The sequence below is a fragment of the Streptomyces odontomachi genome, from assembly GCF_024435355.1.
GTDB lineage: Bacteria > Actinomycetota > Actinomycetes > Streptomycetales > Streptomycetaceae > Streptomyces > Streptomyces odontomachi.
In genome coordinates this window covers 186,253-209,379 of sequence record NZ_JAMJWG010000016.1, presented here as the reverse complement: position 1 = coordinate 209,379, position 23,127 = coordinate 186,253, and the positions used below count along the sequence as shown (strand labels likewise).

17 protein-coding genes and 1 pseudogene are annotated in these 23,127 nt (G+C 71.4%); 9 read left to right on the top strand and 9 right to left on the bottom strand.

Annotated features, from left to right (window positions below):
- The first annotated feature begins 27 nt into the window (after nt 1-27).
- Together NQO67_RS29375 and NQO67_RS29370 are read left to right on the top strand one after the other, a co-directional pair.
- Nucleotides 28-1,125 carry an NUDIX hydrolase gene (locus tag NQO67_RS29375; protein ID WP_255953325.1) on the top strand — a complete coding sequence of 366 codons (1,098 nt, stop codon included), beginning with the start codon at nt 28-30 and terminating at the stop codon, nt 1,123-1,125.
- On the top strand, nt 1,122-1,955 hold the full coding sequence (locus tag NQO67_RS29370; RefSeq protein WP_255953324.1) for an MBL fold metallo-hydrolase: 834 nt from the start codon (nt 1,122-1,124) through the stop codon (nt 1,953-1,955). The genes NQO67_RS29375 and NQO67_RS29370 overlap by 4 nt, the downstream gene beginning before the upstream one ends.
- A gap of 57 nt (nt 1,956-2,012) precedes the next feature.
- On the opposite strand, the gene NQO67_RS29365 is transcribed toward NQO67_RS29370, so the two are convergent.
- Nucleotides 2,013-2,687 carry a Crp/Fnr family transcriptional regulator gene (locus NQO67_RS29365; protein WP_255953323.1) on the bottom strand — a complete coding sequence of 225 codons (675 nt, stop codon included), beginning with the start codon at nt 2,685-2,687 and terminating at the stop codon, nt 2,013-2,015.
- 411 nt (nt 2,688-3,098) lie between these two features.
- Between NQO67_RS29365 and nth the strand changes: the two genes are divergently transcribed.
- From nth to NQO67_RS29350, 3 genes are all read left to right on the top strand, one after another.
- Nucleotides 3,099-4,196 (top strand): endonuclease III, encoded by a 1,098-nt coding sequence (nth, locus tag NQO67_RS29360; RefSeq protein ID WP_374119188.1) that lies wholly within the window; start codon nt 3,099-3,101, stop codon nt 4,194-4,196.
- 13 nt (nt 4,197-4,209) lie between these two features.
- Nucleotides 4,210-4,974, top strand: a complete 765-nt coding sequence (locus NQO67_RS29355; protein WP_255953321.1) for an NUDIX hydrolase — start codon at nt 4,210-4,212, stop codon at nt 4,972-4,974.
- Between the two features lie 271 nt (nt 4,975-5,245).
- Nucleotides 5,246-6,445, top strand: coding sequence for a MarP family serine protease (locus NQO67_RS29350; protein ID WP_255953320.1), 1,200 nt, complete (start codon nt 5,246-5,248; stop codon nt 6,443-6,445).
- Between the two features lie 248 nt (nt 6,446-6,693).
- On the opposite strand, the gene NQO67_RS44645 is transcribed toward NQO67_RS29350, so the two are convergent.
- The 7 genes and pseudogenes from NQO67_RS44645 to NQO67_RS29315 all read right to left on the bottom strand — a co-directional run bounded on the left by NQO67_RS44645 (nt 6,694) and on the right by NQO67_RS29315 (nt 16,675).
- A complete protein-coding gene (locus NQO67_RS44645) occupies nt 6,694-6,879 on the bottom strand; it encodes a hypothetical protein (RefSeq protein ID WP_255953319.1) in 186 nt (61 codons plus the stop codon).
- 171 nt (nt 6,880-7,050) lie between these two features.
- Nucleotides 7,051-7,989, bottom strand: a complete 939-nt coding sequence (locus NQO67_RS29340) for an alpha/beta fold hydrolase (protein WP_255953318.1) — start codon at nt 7,987-7,989, stop codon at nt 7,051-7,053.
- A complete protein-coding gene (locus NQO67_RS29335; protein WP_255953317.1) occupies nt 7,986-8,489 on the bottom strand; it encodes a phage holin family protein in 504 nt (167 codons plus the stop codon). Before NQO67_RS29335 ends, NQO67_RS29340 begins: the two co-directional genes overlap by 4 nt.
- A gap of 441 nt (nt 8,490-8,930) precedes the next feature.
- Nucleotides 8,931-10,202: a Na+/H+ antiporter NhaA gene (nhaA, locus tag NQO67_RS29330; RefSeq protein ID WP_374119187.1), complete on the bottom strand. Its 1,272-nt coding sequence runs from the start codon at nt 10,200-10,202 to the stop codon at nt 8,931-8,933.
- A 266-nt stretch (nt 10,203-10,468) separates the two neighbouring features.
- Nucleotides 10,469-12,465: pseudogene (gene acs, locus NQO67_RS29325) on the bottom strand (acetate--CoA ligase).
- A 126-nt stretch (nt 12,466-12,591) separates the two neighbouring features.
- Nucleotides 12,592-15,117 carry a SulP family inorganic anion transporter gene (locus NQO67_RS29320; RefSeq protein WP_255953314.1) on the bottom strand — a complete coding sequence of 842 codons (2,526 nt, stop codon included), beginning with the start codon at nt 15,115-15,117 and terminating at the stop codon, nt 12,592-12,594.
- A gap of 517 nt (nt 15,118-15,634) precedes the next feature.
- Entirely contained in the window at nt 15,635-16,675 is a 1,041-nt protein-coding gene (locus tag NQO67_RS29315; RefSeq protein WP_255953313.1) for an ATP-binding protein, read from the bottom strand.
- 135 nt (nt 16,676-16,810) lie between these two features.
- Between NQO67_RS29315 and NQO67_RS29310 the strand changes: the two genes are divergently transcribed.
- Nucleotides 16,811-17,635, top strand: coding sequence for a Fic family protein (locus tag NQO67_RS29310; RefSeq protein ID WP_255953312.1), 825 nt, complete (start codon nt 16,811-16,813; stop codon nt 17,633-17,635).
- A 439-nt stretch (nt 17,636-18,074) separates the two neighbouring features.
- On the opposite strand, the gene NQO67_RS29305 is transcribed toward NQO67_RS29310, so the two are convergent.
- Nucleotides 18,075-18,917: an HAD family hydrolase gene (locus tag NQO67_RS29305; RefSeq protein ID WP_255953311.1), complete on the bottom strand. Its 843-nt coding sequence runs from the start codon at nt 18,915-18,917 to the stop codon at nt 18,075-18,077.
- A 581-nt stretch (nt 18,918-19,498) separates the two neighbouring features.
- On the opposite strand from NQO67_RS29305, the gene ssd reads away from it, so the two are divergent.
- From ssd to NQO67_RS29290, 3 genes are all read left to right on the top strand, one after another.
- Nucleotides 19,499-20,659: a septum site-determining protein Ssd gene (gene ssd / locus NQO67_RS29300; protein WP_255953310.1), complete on the top strand. Its 1,161-nt coding sequence runs from the start codon at nt 19,499-19,501 to the stop codon at nt 20,657-20,659.
- A 68-nt stretch (nt 20,660-20,727) separates the two neighbouring features.
- The gene (locus NQO67_RS29295; protein WP_255953309.1) at nt 20,728-21,930 is read left to right on the top strand and encodes a TadA family conjugal transfer-associated ATPase; all 1,203 of its coding nucleotides are present in this window, start codon (nt 20,728-20,730) and stop codon (nt 21,928-21,930) included.
- Nucleotides 21,927-22,958: a type II secretion system F family protein gene (locus NQO67_RS29290; RefSeq protein WP_255953308.1), complete on the top strand. Its 1,032-nt coding sequence runs from the start codon at nt 21,927-21,929 to the stop codon at nt 22,956-22,958. Before NQO67_RS29295 ends, NQO67_RS29290 begins: the two co-directional genes overlap by 4 nt.
- The last annotated feature ends 169 nt before the right edge of the window (nt 22,959-23,127 follow it).

The following is a 23,127-nucleotide window of genomic DNA, read 5'->3' as shown; positions in this document are numbered from 1 at the left end:
AGGCCGGGTGCGGGTTAGCCTCCGACCATGGCATCTGGTCAGTGGTACCCCCCGGAGTGGCCCGACCGTATCCGTGCGCTGGCGAGTGGCGAGCTGGAGGTCGTCCCTGCGCGGCGCGCCGCCACGGTCATGCTGCTGCGGGACACACCGGAGACCGGTGCGCGGACTGGTCCTGAGCTGGATGTGCAGGGTGGTCGGGAGCCCGGTGCGCCGGACGGCCGGGAGTCCGACCGCCAGAGCGGTCCGGACCCGGGTGCGCCGGCCGGTTTCGTGTCACCTTCCGGGCCCGCCGTCCATATGCTGCGCCGTCGTACGTCCATGCCGTTCGCGGCCGGTGCCTACGCCTACCCGGGCGGCGGCGTCGACCCGCGGGACGATGATGTGCTGGTCGGCTGGGCCGGCCCGTCGCGGGCAAAGTGGGCGGACCGGCTCGGAGTCGACGAGGCCGCCGCGCAGGCCATCGTCTGCGCCGCGGTGCGCGAGACGTTCGAGGAGTCGGGCGTGCTCCTCGCCGGGCCCGCGCCGGACGCCCTGGTCTCGGACATCACCAGCGCCGACTGGGAGGCCGACCGGGCGGAGCTGGTCGCGCACGAGCTGTCGTTCGCGGAGTTCCTGGCACGCCGCGGACTGGTGTTGCGCTCCGACCTGCTGGGTGCCTGGGCCCGCTGGATCACGCCGGAGTTCGAGTCACGCCGCTACGACACATGGTTCTTCGCGGCAGCCCTCCCCGCGGGCCAACGCACCGCGAAGACGTCCGGTGAGGCAGACCGCACCGTCTGGATCAGCCCGGCGGAGGCCGCAGCACGCTACGACGCGCGCGAGCTGATGATGCTGCCGCCGACCATCGCCACCCTGCGCGAACTGAGCGCATACGGGAACGTCGCGGAGATCCTGGCCGCCGCCGACGACCGTGACCTGACCGCCGTGATGGCCCAGGCCCGGCTGGTGCACGGCGAGGTGGAGCTCATCTGGCCCGGATACGAGGAGTTCACCAGACGTGTCCGGGCCGAAACGCCGGTGGGTGCGCCGGGCGGCGAGGCACCAGCGGACGCCTCGCGCCGGGCGGAGCCCAAGGGCGCCCCGGCCCCGGGCTCGAAGGACACCACCGGGAAGGACCCCGAATGACCGCCGCAGACGCCCTCCCAGGTCAGCCGCGTGACGCGGTCGTCTCCGGGCCCGCCACCGCCAGGGCCGTCAATGTGCTGGCGCCCAACGCCTCCGCGATGACCCTCGACGGCACCAACACCTGGCTCGTCTCGGAGCCGGACTCCGAACTCGCCGTGGTGATCGACCCGGGGCCGCTGGACGAAGGGCATCTGCGTCAGGTGATACGTACCGCCGAGGAGACGGGGCGGCGCGTCGCGCTCACCCTGCTGACGCACGGCCATCCCGATCACGCGGCGGGCGCTGCGAGGTTTGCCGAGCTGACGGGCACAAAGGTGCGCGCCTTGGATCCGGCCCTGCGGCTGGGCGACGAGGGCCTGGCGGCAGGCGACGTCATCCGCGTCGGCGGCCTGGAGATGATCGTCGTACCGACCCCCGGTCACACCGCAGACTCGCTCTGCTTCCTGCTGCCGGCCGACCGTGCCGTACTGACCGGGGACACCATCCTCGGCCGCGGCACCACGATGGTGGCGCATCCGGACGGACGGCTCGGCGACTATCTGGACTCGTTGCGCAGACTGCGTTCCCTGACGGTCGACGACGGTGTCGACACGGTGCTGCCGGGTCACGGCCCGGTCCTGGAGGACGCCCAGGGCGCCATCGAGTTCTACCTGGCGCATCGCGCCTCGCGGCTCGCCCAGGTCGAGAGCGCCGTCGAGGCGGGCCACCGTACGGTCACGGACGTGGTAGCCCATGTGTACGCGGACGTGGACCGCTCCCTGTGGCCGGCTGCGGAGCTTTCCGTCCGGGCACAACTGAACTACCTCGGGGAGCACGGGCTGATCTCGTGAGGCCCGTGACGGCGCTCGAGGGCCGGGGGCGGGCCCGGCAGGTAGGTGGGGGCTCCCTCAGCGGGAACGCTTCGCCAGCCGCTCCACGTCCAGCAGGATCACGGCGCGGGCCTCCAACCGGAGCCAGCCGCGCCCGGCGAAGTCCGCCAGGGCCTTGTTGACCGTCTCGCGGGAGGCGCCGACCAGCTGGGCCAGCTCTTCCTGGGTGAGGTCGTGCACCACGTGGATGCCCTCCTCCGACTGCACGCCGAAGCGGCGCGACAGGTCGAGGAGCGCACGGGCGACACGGCCGGGAACGTCCGAGAAGACCAGGTCGGACATCTGGTCGTTGGTCTTGCGCAGGCGCCGGGCGACGGCGCGCAGCAGGGCGGAGGCGACCTCCGGGCGGGCGTTCAGCCAGGGCTGGAGGTCGCCGTGGCCCAGGCCGAGGAGCTTGACCTCGGTGAGCGCGGTGGCCGTGGCCGTGCGCGGGCCCGGGTCGAACAGGGAGAGCTCGCCGATCAGCTCACCGGGGCCCAGGACGGCCAGCATGTTCTCCCGGCCGTCGGGGGACGTGCGATGGAGCTTGACCTTGCCCTCTGTGACCACGTACAGGCGGTCACCGGGGTCGCCCTCGTGGAAGAGCGCGTCACCGCGTGCGAGGGTCGTCTCGCTCATGGAAGCGCGCAGCTCCGCGGCCTGCTCGTCATCGAGCGCGGCGAAGAGCGGGGCGCGCCGCAGAACGTCGTCCACGAGTTCTCTCCTTGTCGGCCTGCACCGGGCGGAATCCAGGGATATGGGTCCAGGGACCTGGGATCCAGGAGCTGGCTCCAGGTGTTCCTGCTCCCCATTGTGCTGGACGGTCCAAACAGTGTGATCAGTCACAAGTCTGCCGTACCGACGCGCCCTACCGTGAGGGAGGGGGCCAATTGGGGGCTGATCCACGAGGTCCGGGGCGGATGTCGGCGGCTGGCTTTAGGCTGGCCGGGTGTCCAAAGAGCCGGTGGGAGCGCGGGCCGAGGGACCCGGACCGGTGGATGAGCGCCAGAATTCCGCTGTGGGCGAACAGGCTCCGACCGGGGCCGGCGAAACGACAAGCACGGCACATCCGGCGCCACGGGCGGAAGTGGCACGGAAGCGGAGGCAGAGGCAGCGGTGAGTTCGGTGGGATCGGAGCACTCGGCCACCCCGGAAGGGTCCGGGGAGGCTGCGGAAGCGGCATCTACAGCCCGTAAGGCGGCACGTACCGCACGGACGACGAAGGCGGCGAAGGCGGCGAAGGCAACGCCGGTAAAGGCGACAAAAGCAACAAAGGCGGCGAAGGAGGCCTCGGTGCCCGCGAAGAAGGCGGCGCCCGCGAAGAAGACCGCAGCGGCGAAGGCCAAGAAGACCGCGCAGGCCGAGGCCCCCGCGAAGACCGCAAAGGCCGAGGCGGCGCCCAAGGCCGGCAAGGCGACGGCGGCGAAGACCGCCAAGACGCCGGCGCGGCCCGAGAGCCACACCGCGCTGGTCCGGCGCGCCCGGCGGATCGACCGCGAGCTCGCCGAGGTGTACCCCTACGCCCACCCCGAGCTCGACTTCGAGAACCCGTTCCAGCTGCTGCTCGCCACGGTGCTCTCCGCCCAGACCACCGACCTGCGGGTGAACCAGACGACACCCGGCCTGTTCGCCGCGTATCCGACGCCCGAGGACCTGGCCGCGGCCGATCCGGAGCGGGTCGAGGAGCTGATCAGGCCGACCGGGTTCTTCCGCGCCAAGACGAAGTCGATCATAGGGATCGCCATTGCCCTGCGGGACGACTTCGGAGGCGAGGTCCCGGGCACCCTCGAGGAACTGGTCAAGCTCCCCGGTGTGGGCCGCAAGACCGCGTTCGTGGTGCTCGGCAATGCCTTCGGGGTCCCCGGGATCACGGTGGACACCCACTTCGGGAGGCTGGTGCGGCGCTGGAAGTGGACGGACGAGACCGACCCGGACAAGGTCGAGGCCGCGGTCGGCGCGCTCTTCCCCAAGAGCGACTGGACGATGCTCTCGCACCACGTGATCTTCCACGGCCGGCGCATCTGCCACTCCCGCAAGCCGGCCTGCGGCGGCTGCCCCATCGCGCCGCTGTGCCCCGCCTACGGCGAGGGCGAGACGGACCCGGAGAAGGCGAAGAAGCTGCTCAAGTACGAGAAGGGCGGCATGCCGGGCCAGCGCCTCAAGCCGCCCGCCGCCTACCTGGAGGCGGGCGGCATCGCCGCGCCGCCCCTGGGCGCGGCGTGACGGGGCGCCGCGGATGACAAGGTGCCACGAAGCGGCGCAGGCCGACGCCGTAAAGCGCCCTGCGCCCACATCCGCGCCGGCCCCCTCGTCGGGGCCGGCGCCCCTCCCCGCCACCGTCGACGTCCGTACCGACGGACTGCCTGACTGGCTCGATCCGGTGCTGGGCGCTCTCGAGACCGTGGACGCGGCCAAGCTGAGCCGTTTCCTGCCGCCCGAGGACGGCGGGGGGCGTCAGTCGGCCGTGCTGGTCCTTTTCGGCGAGGGCGAGCGCGGGCCCGAGCTGCTGCTCATGGAGCGAGCGGGATCGCTGCGGTCGCACGCAGGCCAGCCCTCGTTCCCCGGTGGCGCGCTCGATCCGCAGGACGGCGACCCCGCCGGAGCGGGACCACTGCGTGCCGCGTTGCGCGAGGCGCAGGAGGAGACCGGCCTCGATCCGGGTGGCGTACAGGTGTTCGGTGTGCTGCCGAAGCTCTACATCCCGGTGAGTGGTTTCGTCGTCACACCCGTACTGGGGTGGTGGCGCGAGCCGAGCCCGGTCGCCGTGGTGGACCCGGCCGAGACCGCCCGGGTCTTCACCGCACCCGTGGCGGATCTCACGGACCCCGAGAACCGCGCGACGGCCATTCATCCCAGCGGTTACAAAGGCCCGGCGTTTATGGTCGAATCCGCGCTGGTCTGGGGTTTCACGGCCGGAGTGATCGACAGGATCCTGCACTACGCCGGCTGGGAGCGCCCCTGGGACGTCACACGGCAGGTCCCGCTCGACTGGCACGCATGACAAGGTAGGCCGTCGGACAACGCATCAGAATCACCATCCGTGAGTTGGCGCGTTCGGGTGGTGATGGGCGCGGTATGTGTGCCTGGAACGCGGCGCGGACAGCGCGCGACGGGGCGTGCAGACGGCGCACTGAGACCTTGATGAGCGAGCGCAGACCAAGCGGACAGTGAGCGACGGACCACGCGGACAGTGAGCGACGGACAGTGAGCGACGAGGAAAGACGCAGGGCCGGCGGCGCCGCCCGCGCTGAGACAAGGCGAGGCTACGAACGGTGAACGTACTGGACTACCTGCTGCTCGCCGGCGCCGTCTGGTTCGCATGGGTCGGCTACCGGCAGGGCTTCATCGTCGGCATCCTGTCCGTGATCGGGTTCCTCGGCGGCGGGCTCGTCGCGGTCTACCTGCTGCCCGTGATCTGGGATTACGTCACCAACAAGGCCACGGTGAGCACCTCCGTGGCCGTGGTCGCCGTCGTCATCGTGATCGTCTGCGCCTCCGTCGGTCAGGCCGCCACCACCCACCTGGGCAACAAACTGCGCCGGTACATCACCTGGTCGCCGGCGCGCGCCCTCGACGCGACCGGCGGCGCGCTGGTCAACGTCGTCGCCATGCTGCTGGTCGCCTGGCTGGTCGGCTCCGCGCTCGCCGGCACCACCCTGCCGACCCTCGGCAAGGAGGTCCGTACCTCCAAGGTGCTGCTCGGCGTCTCCCGGACGCTGCCCGACCAGGCCAACACCTGGTTCGCCGACTTCTCCGCCGTCCTCGCGCAGAACGGGTTCCCGCAGGTCTTCAGCCCGTTCTCGAACGAGCCCATCCACCCGGTACGGCCGCCCGACCCGGCGCTCGGCAGCAGCCCCGTGGCCGCCAAGGCCCAGCGCTCCATCGTGAAGGTCGTCGGCACCGCGCAGGGCTGCGGCAAGGTCCTCGAGGGCTCCGGTTTCGTCTTCGACAACCGCCGCGTCATGACCAACGCGCATGTCGTCGGCGGCGTCGACGAGCCCACCGTCCAGATAGGCGGCCAGGGGCGCCTGCTCGACGCCACGGTGGTGCTCTACGACTGGGAGCGCGACATCGCCGTCCTCGACGTGCCGGACCTGAAGGCACCGGCGCTCCAGTTCGCCTCGACGGACGCCGGCAGCGGTAGCGGGGCGATCGTCGCGGGGTTCCCGGAGAACGGCGCGTACGACGTGCGCCCGGCGCGGGTACGCGGCCGGATCACCGCCAACGGCCCGGACATCTACCACCGCGGCACCGTGCGCCGTGACGTCTACTCGCTGTACGCGACCGTGCGCCAGGGCAACTCCGGCGGCCCGCTGCTCACCCCGGACGGCAAGGTCTACGGGGTCGTGTTCGCCAAGTCCCTCGACGACCCGGACACCGGCTACGCGCTCACCGCGGACGAGATCCGCAGCGACATCACCACCGGACGCACCGCGAACCAGCAGGTCGACAGCGAAGGGTGCGCGATGTGACGCGCGATGTGCTGCGTGCGGCATGGACACCTGCGCCGCGCACTGCATGGACACCCGTGTCGCGCTCTGCAACGACACCCGCCTGCGGCCGCGTGAGTCGCAGCACTCCATGACCAGCCGTGCGCGACCCATGACGCGTCGTAGCGCGAATGGCCGGAACCAAGCGCTGCTACGTCCGAGTGAACGTGATCCACACGCCGGCCGGAACGGCCGTCACGGCGGGGTACCGAATCTGGCGGTCGATGCCGTCAGGTGCGGGGATGGCGTAGCCGCGCGGAGACCCAGCGGGCCCTGCGCCGCAAGATGAGGGGGATCCCCATGACTTCCTCAGATGCCTGCTCTACCTGGTAGGAGCCACTGCCGCGAAGCGAATTCAGCGGAGTGGCCGAGCGGCGCTTGCCCGATACGTCACTGTAGTCGTGCGTCCAGCCCATACCCTGACCTCTGCCCCCGTCGCAAGGTCGGTAACCGCGTCTCGTAGCGCCAATCGGCCTATGCGAGGGGCAATGAGCACTCTGGCTGGAAAGTGGCTGTGACCGGCGCAGCGCGGGGGCGTGGAGCCGTCCCCGAAGCCCCGACCCAGCGACCCCACGCAACCGTCCGACTCAGCGGTCGGGCTCAGGATCCCGCAGCCAGTTGACCAGCTCTGCCGAGAAGGCGAGCGGGTCCTCCTCGTGCGGGAAGTGGCCGAGGCCGTCGAAGAGCCGCCAGCGGTACGGGGCCTCCACGTACTCACCGGAGCCGGCCGCGCTGCGTGTCCGCATCACCGGATCCAGCGACCCGTGCAGGTGCAGCGTCGGCACCCGCACCGGCCGCTTCATACGGCGGTTGAACTGGATCCCGTCCGGCCGTGCCAGGGACCGCACCAGCCACCGGTAGGGCTCGACCGAGCAGTGCGCCGTCGACGGGATGCACATCGCGCGACGGTACGCGGCCAGTGCGCTCTCGTCCGGCAGCCGCGGGCCCGACCAGTCCCGGATCAGCCGCTCCACCAAGGCGCCCTCGTCAGCGACCAACTGCCGCTCGGGCACCCAGGGGCGCTGGAAGCCCCAGATGTGCGCGCTCGCCGAGGTCTGCTTGACGTCGGACAGCATCGCCGAGCGCCAGCGCCGGGGGTGCGGCATGGACGCCACCGCCAGCCGGCGCACCAGCTTCGGCCGCATCACGGCCGCCGTCCACGCCAGATAACCGCCCAGGTCATGGCCGACCAGTGCGGCGTCCGGTTCGCCCAGGGACCGTACGACGCCGGTGATGTCGAGGGCGAGGTTGGCCGGGTCGTACCCCCGGGGCGTGCGGTCGCTGCCGCCCACGCCCCGCAGGTCCATGGCGACCGCGCGGAAACCGGCCTCCGCGAGCGCCACCAGCTGGTGTCGCCAGGTCCACCAGAACTGCGGGAAGCCGTGCAGCAACAGGACCAGCGGCCCATCGCCCAGCTCCGCGATGTGGAAGCGCGCGCCGTTGGCGGCCACGTCGCGATGGCTCCAGGGGCCCTCGATCCGAACTGCGGAGGCCGGCTGCGCCGAGGATGTAGCAGGGTCGGTCATGAGGTCGAGCGTGCCACAGGTACACCGGTGTCGCGGCCGGAGTCCGAGGCGTCCTGCGCAGGGAGGACCTGGCGGGGATGCGGCTTGACGTTGTGTAGGACCGAGGCGCTCTCCTTCGCCGAAGCGACGGCCTTCCGGGTGCCGCCGCTCTTCTTCGCCTTCTTGGCGAACACCAGCCCGATCAGCGCGAGGATCGCGGCCAGCAGCACGCTGGCCGCGAACGACAGCAGGAAGCAGACCGACAGATGCCAACCGCTCCAGAGCTGGATGCCGTAGGCGAGGGCGAAGCTCAGCATCGGCAGGGAAAAGGTCAGCAGCACGCCGGCTGCCAGGAACGCACCGCCGCTCATGGCGCCGCGCTTGACGTCCCGCCGCAGCTGGGCCTTGGCCAGCGCGATCTCGTCGTGCACCAGCGCGGACATCTCGCTGGTCGCCGACGCCACCAGTGTGCCGAAGCTGCGTTCGGCCCCGACGGGCTCGTCGGCTGCGGATGCGCTCATCGCGTACTCCCTCTCCCGCTTTCGTTCTCTTCTCGCCGCACGGCGCGGTGTCGTACGGCACCGTCGTACCGCGTTGTCGCACGGCACCGTCGTACCGCGTCGTGTCCGGTGGCGTGGTGACCCACGGCACCGGCGTACGGCTTCCGTGCGGTGTGGCACGGCCGGTCGGCCCCCGTCGGAGGCAGGTGGAGCCGTTGCAGCCGTGGGCTTGCAACGTCTCGTACCCGTTGGCCCCAGATCATGCCGGACGGTCGTGTCCACGGTGCGCCCGCCCGTCGCTTCGGCACGTCTTCGCCACGTAGGGCTGCACCGGCGCGCGCCCCGCGCATGCCTCACCGGTCTCACGCCCGCCCACGCTGCCCCACACCCACCTCTGGACTCCGTCCGGGGCCTGAGACCGGTCAGGAGGGCCGTGGCGCCGTCAGGAGTGCCGTGACGCCGTCAGGGCCCGCTGGTCGCGCCACCGTTGGCCGCGTCGCGCTCCTCGTCCTCCAGGAGCCGCCGGTAGGTGGCGTTCCGGATCCTCAGCAGCAGGGCGGCGGCGACCGCGGCGATGATGGAGCCGGCCAGGACCGAGGCCTTGACCTCGTCCGTCTGGACCGGGTCCGTGGTGAACGCCAGTTCGCCGATGAGCAGCGACACGGTGAAGCCGATGCCGGCGAGCACCGCGACCGCGAAGAGGTCCGGCCAGGCCAGCTCCTCGCTGAGCTGGGCGCGGGTGAAACGCGCCGTCAGCCAGGTGCCGCCGAACACCCCGAGGGTCTTCCCGGCCACCAGACCGAGCAGCACACCCAGCGTCTCCGGCGCGCGGAACACCTCGGACAGCACCTGCCCGGAGACCGCGACGCCCGCGCTGAACAGCGCGAACAGCGGCACCGCCAGCCCGGCGGAGAGCGGGCGGACGAGATGCTCGATGTGCTCGCCGGGGGAACGCTCCTCGCCCTCGACAGGGTGGCAGCGCAGGGTCAGGCCCATGGCGACGCCGGCGATGGTCGGATGGATGCCGCTGTTCACCGTCAACGCCCAGATCACCAGGGCGAGCGGCACGTACACGTACCAGCCGTGCACGTTCCAGCGCCACTGCAACAGCCAGAAGACGCCCAGTCCGACCACGGCGCCGCCGAGTGCCACGAAGTCGATGGTGCCGCTGAAGAAGACGGCGATGATCAGGATGGCGAAGAAGTCGTCGACGACGGCGAGCGTCAGCAGGAAGGCCCGCAGCGCGGACGGCAGGGCGGTGCCGGTCACGGCGAGGACGGCCAGCGCGAAGGCGATGTCGGTGGCGGTGGGCACCGCCCAGCCGGCCAGTGATCCGCCGCCCACGGCGTTCACCAGTACGTAGACGAGGGCGGGCGCCAGCATGCCGCAGAAGGCGGCGGCGACCGGCAGCACGGCCGTTCGCGGGTCACGCAGCTCACCCGTCACCAGTTCGCGCTTCAGCTCGATGCCGGCCACGAAGAAGAAGACGGCCAGCAGCCCGTCGGCGGCCCAGTGCTGGAGGCTGAGGTGCAGACCGAGCGCCGATGGCCCGACATGCGCGTGCCGGACCGTCTCGTAACCCCCCTTCAGCGGGGTGTTCGCCCAGACCAGTGCGGCGACCGAGGCCACCAGGAGGAGGATGCCGCCGACCGTCTCGGCGCGCAGGGCGTCCGCCAGGAACCGCCGTTCGGGCAGCGGCAGACGTCCGAATGCCTTGCGACGGCTCTCGGGCACGGCCACGAGGGCACCTCCAGATGCGTGGGACGTGATCCCGTCAGCGGGCGGTCCCGCGCGGGTTCCCTGTGGGTCGTGGGTCCCCGTGCGTTGATCCGTGCCACGTCGGAGGCATCGGGAAGGGGCGGGGACAACCGAATCCCCCGCCGGGGTGAGGACAGCGAAAACCCCGCCGGTGCGGGCGCACGATCAGGCGCACCCTCCCCGACGGGGTCCCGCAGCCGGCACTGCACGCCCCGGGCTGCGCAGCCCGGGGCGGAGTGGCCTCAGTCCTCGCTGGGTGCCGACGGCAGCTTCTTCTGGATCAGGTCCATCACCGAGGAGTCCGTCAGCGTGGTGACGTCGCCGAGTTCCTTGTTCTCCGCGACGTTGCGCAGCAGCCGGCGCATGATCTTGCCGGAGCGGGTCTTCGGCAGCTCGGCCACCGCCAGGATCCGCTTGGGCTTGGCGATCGGGCCCAGGGTGCTGCCCACGTGGTTGCGCAGCTCGCCGAGGAGGCTGTCGTCCTCGCTGACGGTGCCGCGCAGTATCACGAAGGCCACGATGGCCTGACCGGTCGTCTCGTCCGTCGCGCCGACCACCGCGGCCTCGGCGACCGAGGGGTGCGAGACGAGCGCGGACTCCACCTCGGTGGTGGAGATGTTGTGGCCGGAGACCAGCATCACGTCGTCGACGCGGCCGAGCAGCCACACGTCGCCGTCGTCGTCCTTCTTGGCGCCGTCACCGGCGAAGTACCGGTTCTCGAAACGCGACCAGTAGGTGTCCAGGAAACGCTGGTCGTCGCCCCAGATGGTGCGCAGCATGGACGGCCACGGCTCGGTCAGCACCAGGTAACCGCCGCCGCCGTTCGGCACCTCTTCGGCCTGGTCGTCGACGACGGTGGCCGAGATGCCGGGCAGCGCGCGCTGCGCCGAGCCCGGCTTGGTCTCCGTGACGCCGGGCAGCGGCGAGATCATGATCGCGCCGGTCTCGGTCTGCCACCAGGTGTCCACGATCGGGCAGCGCTCGTGTCCGATGTGCTTGCGGTACCACATCCAGGCCTCGGGGTTGATCGGCTCGCCCACCGACCCGAGCACCCGCAGGCTGCTCAGGTCGAACTTGGCGGGGATGTCGTCGCCCCACTTCATGAACGTGCGGATCGCGGTGGGCGCCGCGTACAGGATCGTGACCTTGTACTTCTGCACGATCTCCCAGAAGCGGCCCTGGTGCGGGGTGTCAGGGGTGCCCTCGTACATCACCTGGGTGGCGCCGTTGGAGAGCGGGCCGTAGACGAGGTAGGAGTGGCCGGTCACCCAGCCGATGTCAGCGGTGCACCAGTAGATGTCCGTCTCCGGCTTGAGGTCGAAGACGGCGTGGTGCGTGTACGACACCTGGGTGAGGTAGCCGCCGGAGGTGTGCAGGATGCCCTTCGGCCTACCGGTGGTGCCGGAGGTGTAGAGGATGTAGAGCGGGTGCTCGGCGTCGAACGCCTCCGGGGTGTGCTCGGTGGACTGCCCCTCGACGACGTCGTGCCACCAGAGGTCGCGGTCGTCGTTCCACACCACGTCACCACCGGTGCGGCGGACGACCAGCACCTTCTCGACGGTGTCCGTACGGCCCACGGCGTCGTCCACGGCGGGCTTGAGCGCGGTCGCCTTGCCCCGGCGGTAGCCGCCGTCGGCGGTGATGACGAGCTTGGCGGTGGCGTCCTTGATGCGGGCCGTGATGGCGTCGGCGGAGAACCCGCCGAAGACGACCGAGTGGGCGGCGCCGATCCTGGCGCACGCCAGCATGGCCACCACGGCCTCGGGGATCATCGGCAGATAGATCATCACCCGGTCGCCCGCGTGCACGCCCAGCTCGGTCAGGGCGTTGGCGGCGCGGGAGACGTCGTCCTTCAGCTGTGCGTAGGTGATCGTCCGGGTGTCACCGGGCTCACCCTCGAAGTGCAGCGCCACCCGGTCGCCGTTGCCCGCCTCGACGTGCCGGTCGACGCAGTTGTACGCGACGTTGAGCTTGCCGTCCTTGAACCATTTGGCGAACGGGGGGTTCGACCAGTCCAGGGTCTCGGTCGGCTCGGTCGCCCAGGTCAGTCGACGGGCCTGCTCGGCCCAGAAACCGAGCCGGTCAGCCTTGGCCCGTTCGTACGCCTCCGCGGTGACGTTGGCGTGCGCGGCCAGGTCGGCGGGGGGCGCGAACCTGCGCTCTTCGCGGAGCAGATTGGCCAGGCTTTCGTTGCTCACGACATCTGCCTTTCCCAAGGGTCGGTTGTGTCCCACGCCACAGCTCACCAGACGGCGCCCCCGGTGACAAGGGCCGACGGAAGAATTGGTTTAGACCTTTTTCCGCTCGGGAGGTGCACAGGGCGGAACGGTGGCGTCCAGGCCAGCGTAGGCCGCCTGCCGTGCGCTTATGGAAGCGGGCACGCGGACCGGGGGACCAGCGGCGCCGGGGCGACCTGATCGAAGCGGACGCCGTCGTCGGCGAGCAGGTACGCCTGGGCCTCGGCGACGTGGAAGTACATGCCGTGCAGGTCGAGGGTGCCGGCGGTGAGACCGTGCGCCACGGACGGGTGGGCCCGCAGGTGCCACAGCTGCTGGATGACGTTGGTCAGGCACAACTGCTCGATCTCGTCGGCCGGTGGGCGCCCGGCGAGTGCCACCAGCGGTGGTTCGGCGGACCGCATCGCCTTCAGGGCCGGCGCGCCGTGCCGCAGCCAGCGCTGGAGGGGGGTCCTCGTGGTGGGCCCGGGGCGGACGGTCGACGTGGCGGACGAGGTGCCGCCCTGCCGTTCGTCCTTGGGGGTGCCTGCCTGCCGTTCGCTCTTGGGGGCGCCCGCCATCAGGGCCTGCATCGCGCCGCAACCCGAGTGGCCGCACACGGTGATGGAGCGCACCTGCAACACGTCCACCGCGTACTCGATCGCGGCCGCCACGGAGTCGTCCCCGCTCTGCTTGCCCGGGAGCGGGACGAGGTTGCCGATGTTCCGCACCACGAAGAGGTCGCCCGGGCCGCTGGACGTGATCATCGAGGTGACCAGCCGCGAGTCGGCGCAGGTCAGGAAGAGCTGTGCGGGCCGCTGTCCTTCACGGGCGAGCCGGGCGAGCTCCCGGCGGACCAGGGGCGCGGTGTGCCGCTGGAAGGCGCCGATACCACTGGCCAGTTGGTGCACCGGCCGAGCACCGGGAAAGGGCACGGCCTGCTGCGCCGCCGACCCGCCCGGCTCGGCGACCGGTCCGACGGCGCACAGGTGGTGATTGCGCCAGGGGGTCCACAGGTGGCAGGGGGAGTGGGAGGCGCGTTCCGGCTCCGCGATGTGTCTGCCCGCGGGGCCGGCGAACTCGACCGTGCCACCGTGGGCCAGCCGGGTCGACCGCCAGTCCCGCAGCGACTCGAAGGCCGCGTGATCCATGAACGTCCCGTCCAACTCGACCACGGCATGCGCGTCCGCAGGCAGCCGGTGCAGCGCGCGGCTGAGCCGCGGCACGGCGAGGAAGGTCAACTGCCCGCTGACCCGGAGGCAGTGGATGCCGTCGGGGCCTTCCTCGTGGTCGATCCGCAGGCGCGTCAACCGGAACAGCGCCAGCACGATCGCCGTCGCGATGCCCGACGCCACCCCGTGCAACACGCCCAGGAAGGCCACGGCCAGCGTGGTCATCGCGTAGACCGGCATCTCGCGGTGCCGGGTGACCGTGCGCACCTGGTGCAGCGAGGCCATCCGGATGCCGACGGCCATCACCAGCGCGGCCAGCGAGGCGAGCGGAATCAGTTCCAGGACCGGGACCAGCAGCAGGGCGGCTGCCGCCAGCCACGCCCCGTGCAGCACGCTGGAATTCCGACCGACCGCGCCCGCGGTCGCTCCCCCGGAGGGGGGACCCCCAGCCAAGCTGCGCACCGCGACCCCGGCGACGGGCAGTCCGCCGAGTACGCCGGAGACGATGTTGGCCGCGCCCTGGCCCAGGAGCTCGCGGTCGAGATCGGAACGGCCCGTCCGGTCCTGCACACCGCCGCGCTCGGCGATCAACCTGTCCACGGCGAGCGCGCCGAGCAGCGACTGCACGCTGCACACCAGCGTGACGGTGAGCACGGCGGTGACGATGCCGGAAGGTGGCCCGTCCGGAAGGCCGGCCAGGACGTGGGCGCGCCAGGACGGCAGCTCCACACGGGGCAGCCGGAGCCCGGCCAGGGAGGCGACGGTGGTGGCGCCGGCGACGGCCACCAGCGCCGGAGGGAGCTTGGCCACGGTGCGCGCGAGGGGCGTGAGGCGGGGCAGGCCGGTGCGTGGGGCATCGCCGGTTTTCGGCACCCGGCTCGGCAGCCGTGGCCAGCTCAGCAGGAGCGCCAACGTCAGCAGGCTCATGGAGAACGCGGCCGGGTGGAGGTGGCTCAACTGCTCCGGCAGAGCACGCAGGTTGGCGGCCACGGAGCTCTGCGGCGTGCCGCCGAGGACGATGTGGAGCTGGGCGAGAGCGAGGGTCAGGCCGATGCCGGCCAGCATGCCGTGCACGATCGCCGGGCTCACGGCGAGCGCCGAGCGTGCCACCCGCAGACAGCCGAGGCCGATCTGGGCAAGCCCCGCGAGGGCCGTGATCGCGCAGGTGGTGCGCCATCCGAAACGATCGATGAGCTCGGCGGTGACCAGGGTGAGCCCGGCCGCGGGGCCGCTCACCTGGAGGGGGGAGCCGCCGAGCCACCCGGCGACCAGACCGCCCACCGCGGCCGCCACGAGTCCTGCCTGAAGCGGTGCTCCGGTGGCCAGCGCGATGCCCAGGGACAACGGCAGGGCGATCAGGAAGACCGTGATCGAGGCGGACACATCTGCCCCGGCGACCCGGAACCGACGGGCCCGTGCCGACCGGCCGTGCGGTTCGCGGGCGGGCGCCGTGAGCTCCACGAGCGTGGCTTCTTCGGCGCGGGAAGGGGTGCAGGACGGCATGGCGTGACGTCTCCTGAGGCAACGGCGGTCATGGACGGTTCGGTGGAACGGCCTGAACGCAGCCGCCGATGCACGGCCTGCGGACGCCCCCGGACTTGCTCAACTGCCGGTAAATGAACCGTAATGCAAGGTAAAGAAGGCGTCTGGATAAATAGGGCGAATGGGGTGGTGATCCACCCGCATGAGTGGTTAGTGTGATTGATTAGATTGTCATATTAATTGGGGCGTATCTCTGCCCTCCTGTTTCTCTTCTGCGTCGTGCCTCAGTCCGGCTGAGGGCGGCCGAGTCCGGCTGAGTCCGGTCGAGTCCGGCTGAGGGCGGCCGTGGGCGGTCATGGGCTGTCGTGGGCGACCGTGGGCGCGAAGCCGCGGTGTGGGGTGGGTGTGTGGAGGTGGCTGCGGGGAGGTCGGGGCGGAGAGCCGTGCCGTCTCGCCGTGGCGTGGCGCCCATGGTTGATGCGGCGCCTCTTGGTGGGTGCCGGCTCCCCGTCCCGTCGGTGCTCCGTGCCGTCAGTGGTTAGGTCGAGCCGGATGCGCAGGCCGCCATGCCGCCGCCCGGTGCGTCGATGATTTCGCGCGGCGTCGTGTCCGCCGGTGTCTCGCGCAGGATGAACTCCGGGTCGACCTGTGCGGACAGGTCGGCGCCCGTCTTCGCGTTCCCCCAGCTCTGCGCGTTCTTCAGGTGGAAGTGCACCATCTGGCGGGTGTACCGCTCCCAGTCGCGCCCGGCGTATCCGGTGTCGACGGCGTGGTGCAGGGTGCGTAGCGCGTGGCGGGTGTCGGCTTCGAGGTCGTCGAAGCGGGGCGGGTGGCCCTTCTCCATGGCGCGCACCCAGTCCGAGGAGCCGACCGTCACCAGAAGGTCGTCCCCGACCTGCGCGCGCAGGAAGTCGAGGTCGTCCGGGCCCTGCACCTTGTTTCCGATCACCTTGAGGGTGACGTCGAAGTCCTGCGCGTACTCCTTGTACTGCCGGTAGACGGACACGCCCTTGCGGGTCGGCTCGGCCACCAGGAAGGTCATGTCGAAACGGGTGAACATGCCGGAGGCGAACGAGTCCGAGCCCGCCGTCATGTCGACGACCACGTATTCGTCGCGACCGTCGACGAGGTGGTTCAGGCAGAGCTCCACCGCGCCCGTCTTGGAGTGGTAGCAGGCCACGCCGAGGTCGGAGTCGTTGAACGGCCCGGTGACCATCAGGCGCGCCTGGCCGGGGTCGAGTTCCACGCGGCGGGCGCAGGCGTCGTACACCGGGTTGTCCTCGCGCACCCGCAGCAGGCGTGAGCCGCGGCCCGGCGGGGTGGTCTTGATCATGGTGTCGGCCGAGACGATGCGCGGGTTGGAGCCGCGGAGGTACTCCTTGATCAGCGGCAGCCTCGCCCCCATGGCGGGCAGTGCGGCGGCCGCGTCCTCGGAAAGTCCGAGAGCGGCACCCAGGTGCTGGTTGATGTCGGCGTCCACGGCGACCACCGGGGCACCCACGGCCGCGAGGTGGCGGATGAAGAGGGCGGACAGGGTCGTCTTGCCGCTGCCGCCCTTTCCCACGAAAGCGATCTTCATGTTCACCAAGAGTAGTCATGACGCTGCCCTGTGTGTTCGCCGGGGTCCGGAGACCACTCCATCGTGGGGTGTGTCCCTGCCGACGGGAGGGCGGCTTGTGGGGAGGCGGTCGGGTGGGGACGTAGGGTCGTACTCATGAGTACGACAGGAGCGTCCACCGATCCGCTCGCCGCCCTGGCCGAGCTGCCTGGCGTGGTGGACTCGGTGGCGTCCGTACGGGGCGCCGTGGATCGCCTCTACGGGCACCGTGTCATGCGCCGCCGCAGCCAGGAGATCACCTCGGAGGCGGCGCTGCGCGGTGCGCGTGCGTCGGCTGCGCTGTCCGGCGCCGACTGGGCGCTCGAAGAGGTGCGCAGGCGGACCGACTTCCGAGGCGACGCCTCGGCGCGCACCGTCGGCGCTGCGCTGCGCCTGACCGCGGAGGCGGGCCAGTTGCTGTCCATCTGGCGGCAGTCCCCGCTCAGGGTGCTGGCCAGGCTGCACCTGGTGGCCGCCGCCGAGCAGGACGAGCGGGTGGGGCGCCCGCGCCGGATGGGTGAGTCCGCTGACGAGCCCCTGATCGACCTGCCGTTGCCGGATGCGAACGAGGTGTCCGGCCGGCTGGAGGGCCTGTCCCGGGTGATCGTCGCCGGCACTTCGGCGCCCGCCCTGGTGACGGCTGCCGTGGTGCACGGGGAACTGCTTGCGCTGCGCCCCTTCGCCTCGCACAACGGCCTGGTGGCGCGGACCGCGGAGCGTATCGCCCTGGTGGGTAGCGGTCTCGATCCCAAGGCGGTCTGCCCTGTGGAGGTGGGCCACGCCGAACTGGGGATCGCGGCGTACCGGACCGCGCTCGCAGGCTATGTCTCCGGCACCTCCGAGGGGATGGCGGCCTGGATCACGCACGTGGGACGCGCCGTCGAACTGGGTGCGAGGGAGTCGACGGCGGTCTGCGAGGCGTTGCAACGCGGCGCTGCGTGAGTCCTACGGGACGCGGGCGCGTTCAAACGTGACACGGGGTGCGTGCGGACGTCACATGGGCGCGTGAGGATGTCACATGGGCGCGTATGGACGTGGCAGACGTGACGCAAGAGTGCGGCGGTACGAGAACTCGTACCGCCGCTGGCATGCCCGTCCGGTTACCATGCGCCTCGATATGGTGCCCATCAGGTCGGGACGTTGCCCGTTGCCCGGTGCGGCTGGCCCGTAATCGACGGGTCGACGTCGCGTGGGTGCCGGACGACCATGCATCGGTCCGTGGGCCATCTGCGTCTTCAGAGGATCCTCGCGGATGCTCCTGGTCTCGCGGGCCGTCCATTCCTTTGTACTCCTGAGGCGCACGGGAGGAAACCCCTGCCCGCGAGGTCTTTACTTTTAGATTCAAATACCGTAAATCGGGCGACGGGTTGAGGGTGCTGGCTCAGACGATGGCCGTGGCGGAGGCGCGGCGCCGGTTCGCGTACCAGACGAGACCGGCGGTGGCGGCTGCCGCGCCGACGGCGGCCATGGCGACGAGCGCCGGCCGCGGCGGAACCGCGAAGGACGACAACCGCTGCTTCAGCCGTACCGGGCGGTGGAAGTCGAGGATCGGCCATTCGCGCAGCACCGCCTCGCGCCGCAGCGCGCGGTCCGGGTTGACCGCATACGGATGGCCGACCGACTCCAGCATGGGCAGGTCCGTGGCCGAGTCGCTGTAGGCGAAGCACCGGGACAGGTCGTATCCCTCGGAGGTGGCGAGTTGCCGTATGGCCTCCGCCTTGGTGGGTCCGTAGGCGTAGTAGGCGATCTCCCCGGTGAAGCAGCCGTCGTCGCCCACGACCATCCGGGTGGCGACGACGCGGTCCGCGCCGAGCAGTTCACCGATGGGCTCGACGACCTCGCTGCCGGAGGTGGAGACGATCACCACATCCCGATCCGCTCGATGGTGCTCCTCGATGAGGGAGGCCGCTTCGTCGTAGATGATGGGGTCGATGAGATCGTGCAGGGTCTCTGCGACGATCTCCTTCACCTGCTGGACGTTCCACCCACGGCACAGGTTGGACAGGTAGGTGCGCATGCGCTCCATCTGCTCGTGATCGGCGCCGCCCGCCAGGAAGACGAACTGCGCATAGGCGGTGCGCAGTACGGCCCTGCGGCTGATCAGTCCGCCTTGGTAGAACGACTTGCTGAAGGTGAGCGTGCTCGACTTCGCAATGACCGTCTTGTCCAGGTCAAAGAAGGCTGCAGTGCGGGGCAAGGAGTGGTTTTCCACGGGCCCGAGCATATGCGCCCGCCATTCGGCGTAAGCTGGGGCGCGTGGGTTTGCCTGAGAAGGCTCTCGGGTACACCATGGAAGTCACGGATCGTTCGCGACCGTGCTAACCCGGCCCGGCTCCTCCCCCCCCGAGTCGGCCGTGGAGACGACCCCCGCTCTCCCCCCCGGCGGGGGTCGTCGCATGTCCGGAGGGGTTTCGCCGCCGCCTCCCCCTCTTCTGTAGGCCGTGTGGCCATGATCACGCCCCTTCTTGCGTCCATCCAAGATCGTCACTCTCCGTAATTTTCGGGCTGCCCTGGGGCGGATGTCACGACCTCTCCCCGATCTCACTGGTATGGGTGATGGGGATATTCACAACCGCCCGGTTGTCCACAGTTTTCGATCAAGATCCACACGATTTCCGCGTTCGCGGCACCGTGATTCCCGCGCGCCCTGCTCGCGAAGTTCAGCGGCGGTTCGGTTGAGCCGGTTCAATGGCTGGTTCTTTTCGCCGCGATGTAAGCCGTCCACTGCGCGGTTTCTTCGTGTGAAGGGGCATTCGAGGGCCCGCGGGGGCATCGCGAGTCGCGCGGCGAAGGGGGCTGGAAATCGTGGTTGGAGCTGTCTCGAAGGAGCGGCGGGAGACGGGCGGAGCACCTCGGTGCGTCCCGCTGATCATCACCGAGGACATCGAGTTGCTGGACGATCTGCTGCGGCTGTGCGCGGTCGCCGGTGCGAGACCGGAGGTCCACCACGGACTCCCCGACCGCCGGGCCGCCTGGGGCGAGGCCCCGCTCGTGGTGGTCGGCGACGACGCCGTCCACAGACTGCGCGGTGCCGCCCGCCGCACGGGCCTGATCCTCGTCGGCCGCGACCAGGACGACCCCGGCGTCTGGCGGCGCGCCGTCGAGATCGGTGCGGACCACGTCCTGATGCTGCCGGACAACGAACAATGGTTGGTGGACCGCATCGCCGACGTGGTGGAGGGCGTCGGACGGCCGGCCTTCACCCTGGGCGTCATCGGTGGGTGCGGCGGGGCCGGCGCTTCCACCCTGGCCTGCGGACTGGCGGTCACCGCTGCCCGCTCCGGACGGCGCACCATGCTGGTCGACGCCGACCCGCTGGGCGGCGGGCTGGACGTCCTGCTGGGCGGCGAGTCCGCGCAGGGCCTGCGATGGCCGGACCTGGCCGCGGCCAGGGGCCGGGTAGGCGGTGGCGCCCTGGAGGAGTCGCTGCCCGAGTTGCACTCCCTGCGCCTGCTCAGCTGGGACCGCGGCGACCCGGTCGTGGTGACGCCGGAGGCCATGCAGACGGTGCTCGCGGCCGCTCGCCGGCGCGGTGGCGTGGTGATCGTCGACCTGCCCCGCCGGGTGGACGAGAGCGCGGCCGAAGCGTTGGCCCAACTGGACCTCGGGCTCCTCGTGGTGCCCGCCGAGCTGCGCGCGGTCGCCGCCGCCACGCGGGCCGCCGCCGCGGCGACCATGGTGCTGCGGGATCTGCGGGTCATCGTGCGGACATGCGGTCCAGGCGGCTCCGACGGCGGCCCGGGCGGGCTTCCAGCCGAGGAGGTGGCACGCCTGCTCGGGCTCCCGCTCGCCGGCGAGCTGCCCCGGGACCCCGATCTGCCCTCCGCCCAGGACACCGGCACACCACCCGCCCACGACCCGAAGGGCCCCCTCGCCCGCTTCTGCACCGCCCTGTGGGACCGCCTGCCGGGGGACCGCCCGGCCGCCGGAGCCACGCAGGCCCGGGACCCGGAGGGGGAGCGGTGAGCGGGGGCGGCGCCGGAGGGCTGTTGAGTTCGGCCCTCGCTGAAGGGGCGGTGCACCGTGGGGGTGAGATGGCTCGCAGGGGTGAGATCCCCTCTGGGAGCGCGGTGTCGGGGCGGGCCGGGACCGAGCGGGGACTGCTCGACGGGGTGCGCCAGTGGCTTGCCGAGCAGGGTCACGAGCCGACTGCCGCCCGGGTCGCCCAAGCCCTCCGCGCGCAGGGCAGGGTCCTCGGCCATGCGGAAGTGCTGGGCGCCGCGGAGCACCTGCGCTCGGAGCTGGTCGGCGCGGGGCCTCTGGAAGCGTTGCTCGCCGACCCTGCCGTGACGGATGTCCTGGTGTCCGGGCCCGACCGGGTCTGGGTGGACCGGGGCCGTGACCTCGAACTGACCGGTGTCACCTTTCCGAACGGTGCCGCGGTCCGCCGCCTGGCCCAGCGCCTGGCAGCCGTGGCCGGACGCCGGCTGGACGACGCCCACCCCTGGGTCGACGCCCGCCTCCCGGACGGCACCCGGTTGCATGCGGTGCTTCCACCGGTGGCCGTCGGCTCGCCCTATTTATCCCTGCGGGCGGTGCGCCCCCGGGCGTTCACCCTCGCCGAGCTGGTGGCGGCCGGCACCATCCCGCCCGGTGGGGACCGGATCCTGCGGGCCCTGATCGACTCCCGGCTGTCGTTCCTCATCAGCGGCGGCACCGGATCGGGCAAGACCACGCTGCTCAGCGCCCTGTTGGGCCTGGTGGCCGGCACGGAGCGGATCGTCCTCGCCGAGGACTCGGCGGAGTTGCGACCCGACCACCCCCATGTCGTGGGCCTCCAGGCGAGGCCCGCCAATCAGGAGGGCGCCGGGCTCATCACCCTCCAGGACCTGGTGCGCCAGGCCCTGCGCATGCGGCCCGACCGGTTGGTGGTGGGTGAGGTGCGCGGCCCCGAGGTCGTCCACCTGCTGGCCGCGCTCAACACCGGCCACGGCGGTTGCTGCACCGTGCACGCCAACACCGCGGCGGATGTCCCCGCACGCCTGGAGGCCCTGGGCACAGCGGCAGGGCTGGGCCGCGCCGCGCTGCACAGCCAGCTGGCGGCTGCCCTCTCGGCGGTGCTCCACCTGGTACGCGACCGCACCGGGCGGCGCCGCATCGCCGAGGTGCACGTGGTGGAGCGGAGCACGTCGGGCCTGGTGGTCACCGTGCCGGCGCTGCGCTGGAGCGCCGGGGCGTTCGTTCACGAGGACGGGTGGCAGCGGCTCTCGGAGCTGTTGGGAGGTGCCGGGACATGACGGCACTGGTGGCGGCCGGACCGCTCCTGCCCCGCTGCCCCGACCTGGCACTGCCCCTGACCCTGGCCCTGGCACACGGGTCCGTTCCGGTGGGGCCGGTGGTGACATGGCTCGCCGTGGGCGTGGCCATGTGCTGCGCCGCCGTCGCCGGATGGCAGCTGGGCGGTGCGGACCAGACGGTGCGGCGGGCACGCGGGCTCTTCCTTGCCGGGGCCGTGGCACAGCCCGGTTCGTCGCGGGATCAGGGCGGAAAAGCGGTGACTCTGGCGGGACGGGGCTCGTTTCCGGGGGTTCCGCCGGGCCGGGGCGGGCAGTTCCGGTCAAGGGCCGGCCTGCTGCGGCTGGTGGCCCGCCGTGAGACGTGGTGCCTGGTGGCCGGGACGATCGTGGCCGTCCTGGGCGGTTCCGTGCTGCCGCTGCTGCTCGGCATCGCGGCTCTTCCGGTGGCACGGCGAGTGACGCGGGCGGACGAGGCCCGGCGGGCACGGGAGCAGCGGGCCGACGCGGTGATCGGGCTGTGCGGTGCGCTCGCGGGCGAGGTCCGGGCCGGCCGGCACCCAGGTGAGGCGTTGCTGGCCGTGGCCGGCACCGCGGACACCCTGGCCGCAACGCAGGCGGCCGTGCTGGCCGCGGCCCGCTTCGGTGGCGACGTGCCCGCCGCGCTGGCCGGCGCGGCACGCGAGCCCGGTGCCGAAGGCCTGCTGGGGGTCGCCGCCTGCTGGCGGGTCGCCGTGGACAGCGGCGCCGGTCTCGCGGCCGGTCTCGAACGGCTGGAGGGCGCCTTGCGCGCCGAGCGTGAGCAAAGCGCCGATCTGCGGGCCCAGTTGGCCGGACCCCGTACCACCGCCGTACTGCTCGCCTGGCTCCCCGTCCTTGGCCTCCTGCTGGGCACGGTGCTGGGCGCCCGCCCCCTGCACGTGCTCCTGCACACCGGCGCCGGCCTCGGCTGCCTCGCGATCGGCGGTGTGCTCGAAGGCGCAGGTCTCTGGTGGGCGCTGGGGATCGTACGGAAGGGGGAGAAGGGATGAACGCGGACGTTATCCACAGGCTGGGGGCAACGATGTGCGCCGCGGTCGGTGCACTCTGTCTCGCGGCTGCGGTGGGCGCCTGGCGGCAACGTCGCAGGACGCTGCGCAGACTCGTGGCGGTGGTCGGGGGTGGCTCCTCGGGCACGGATCGGGTTGCGGCCGCGTCGGT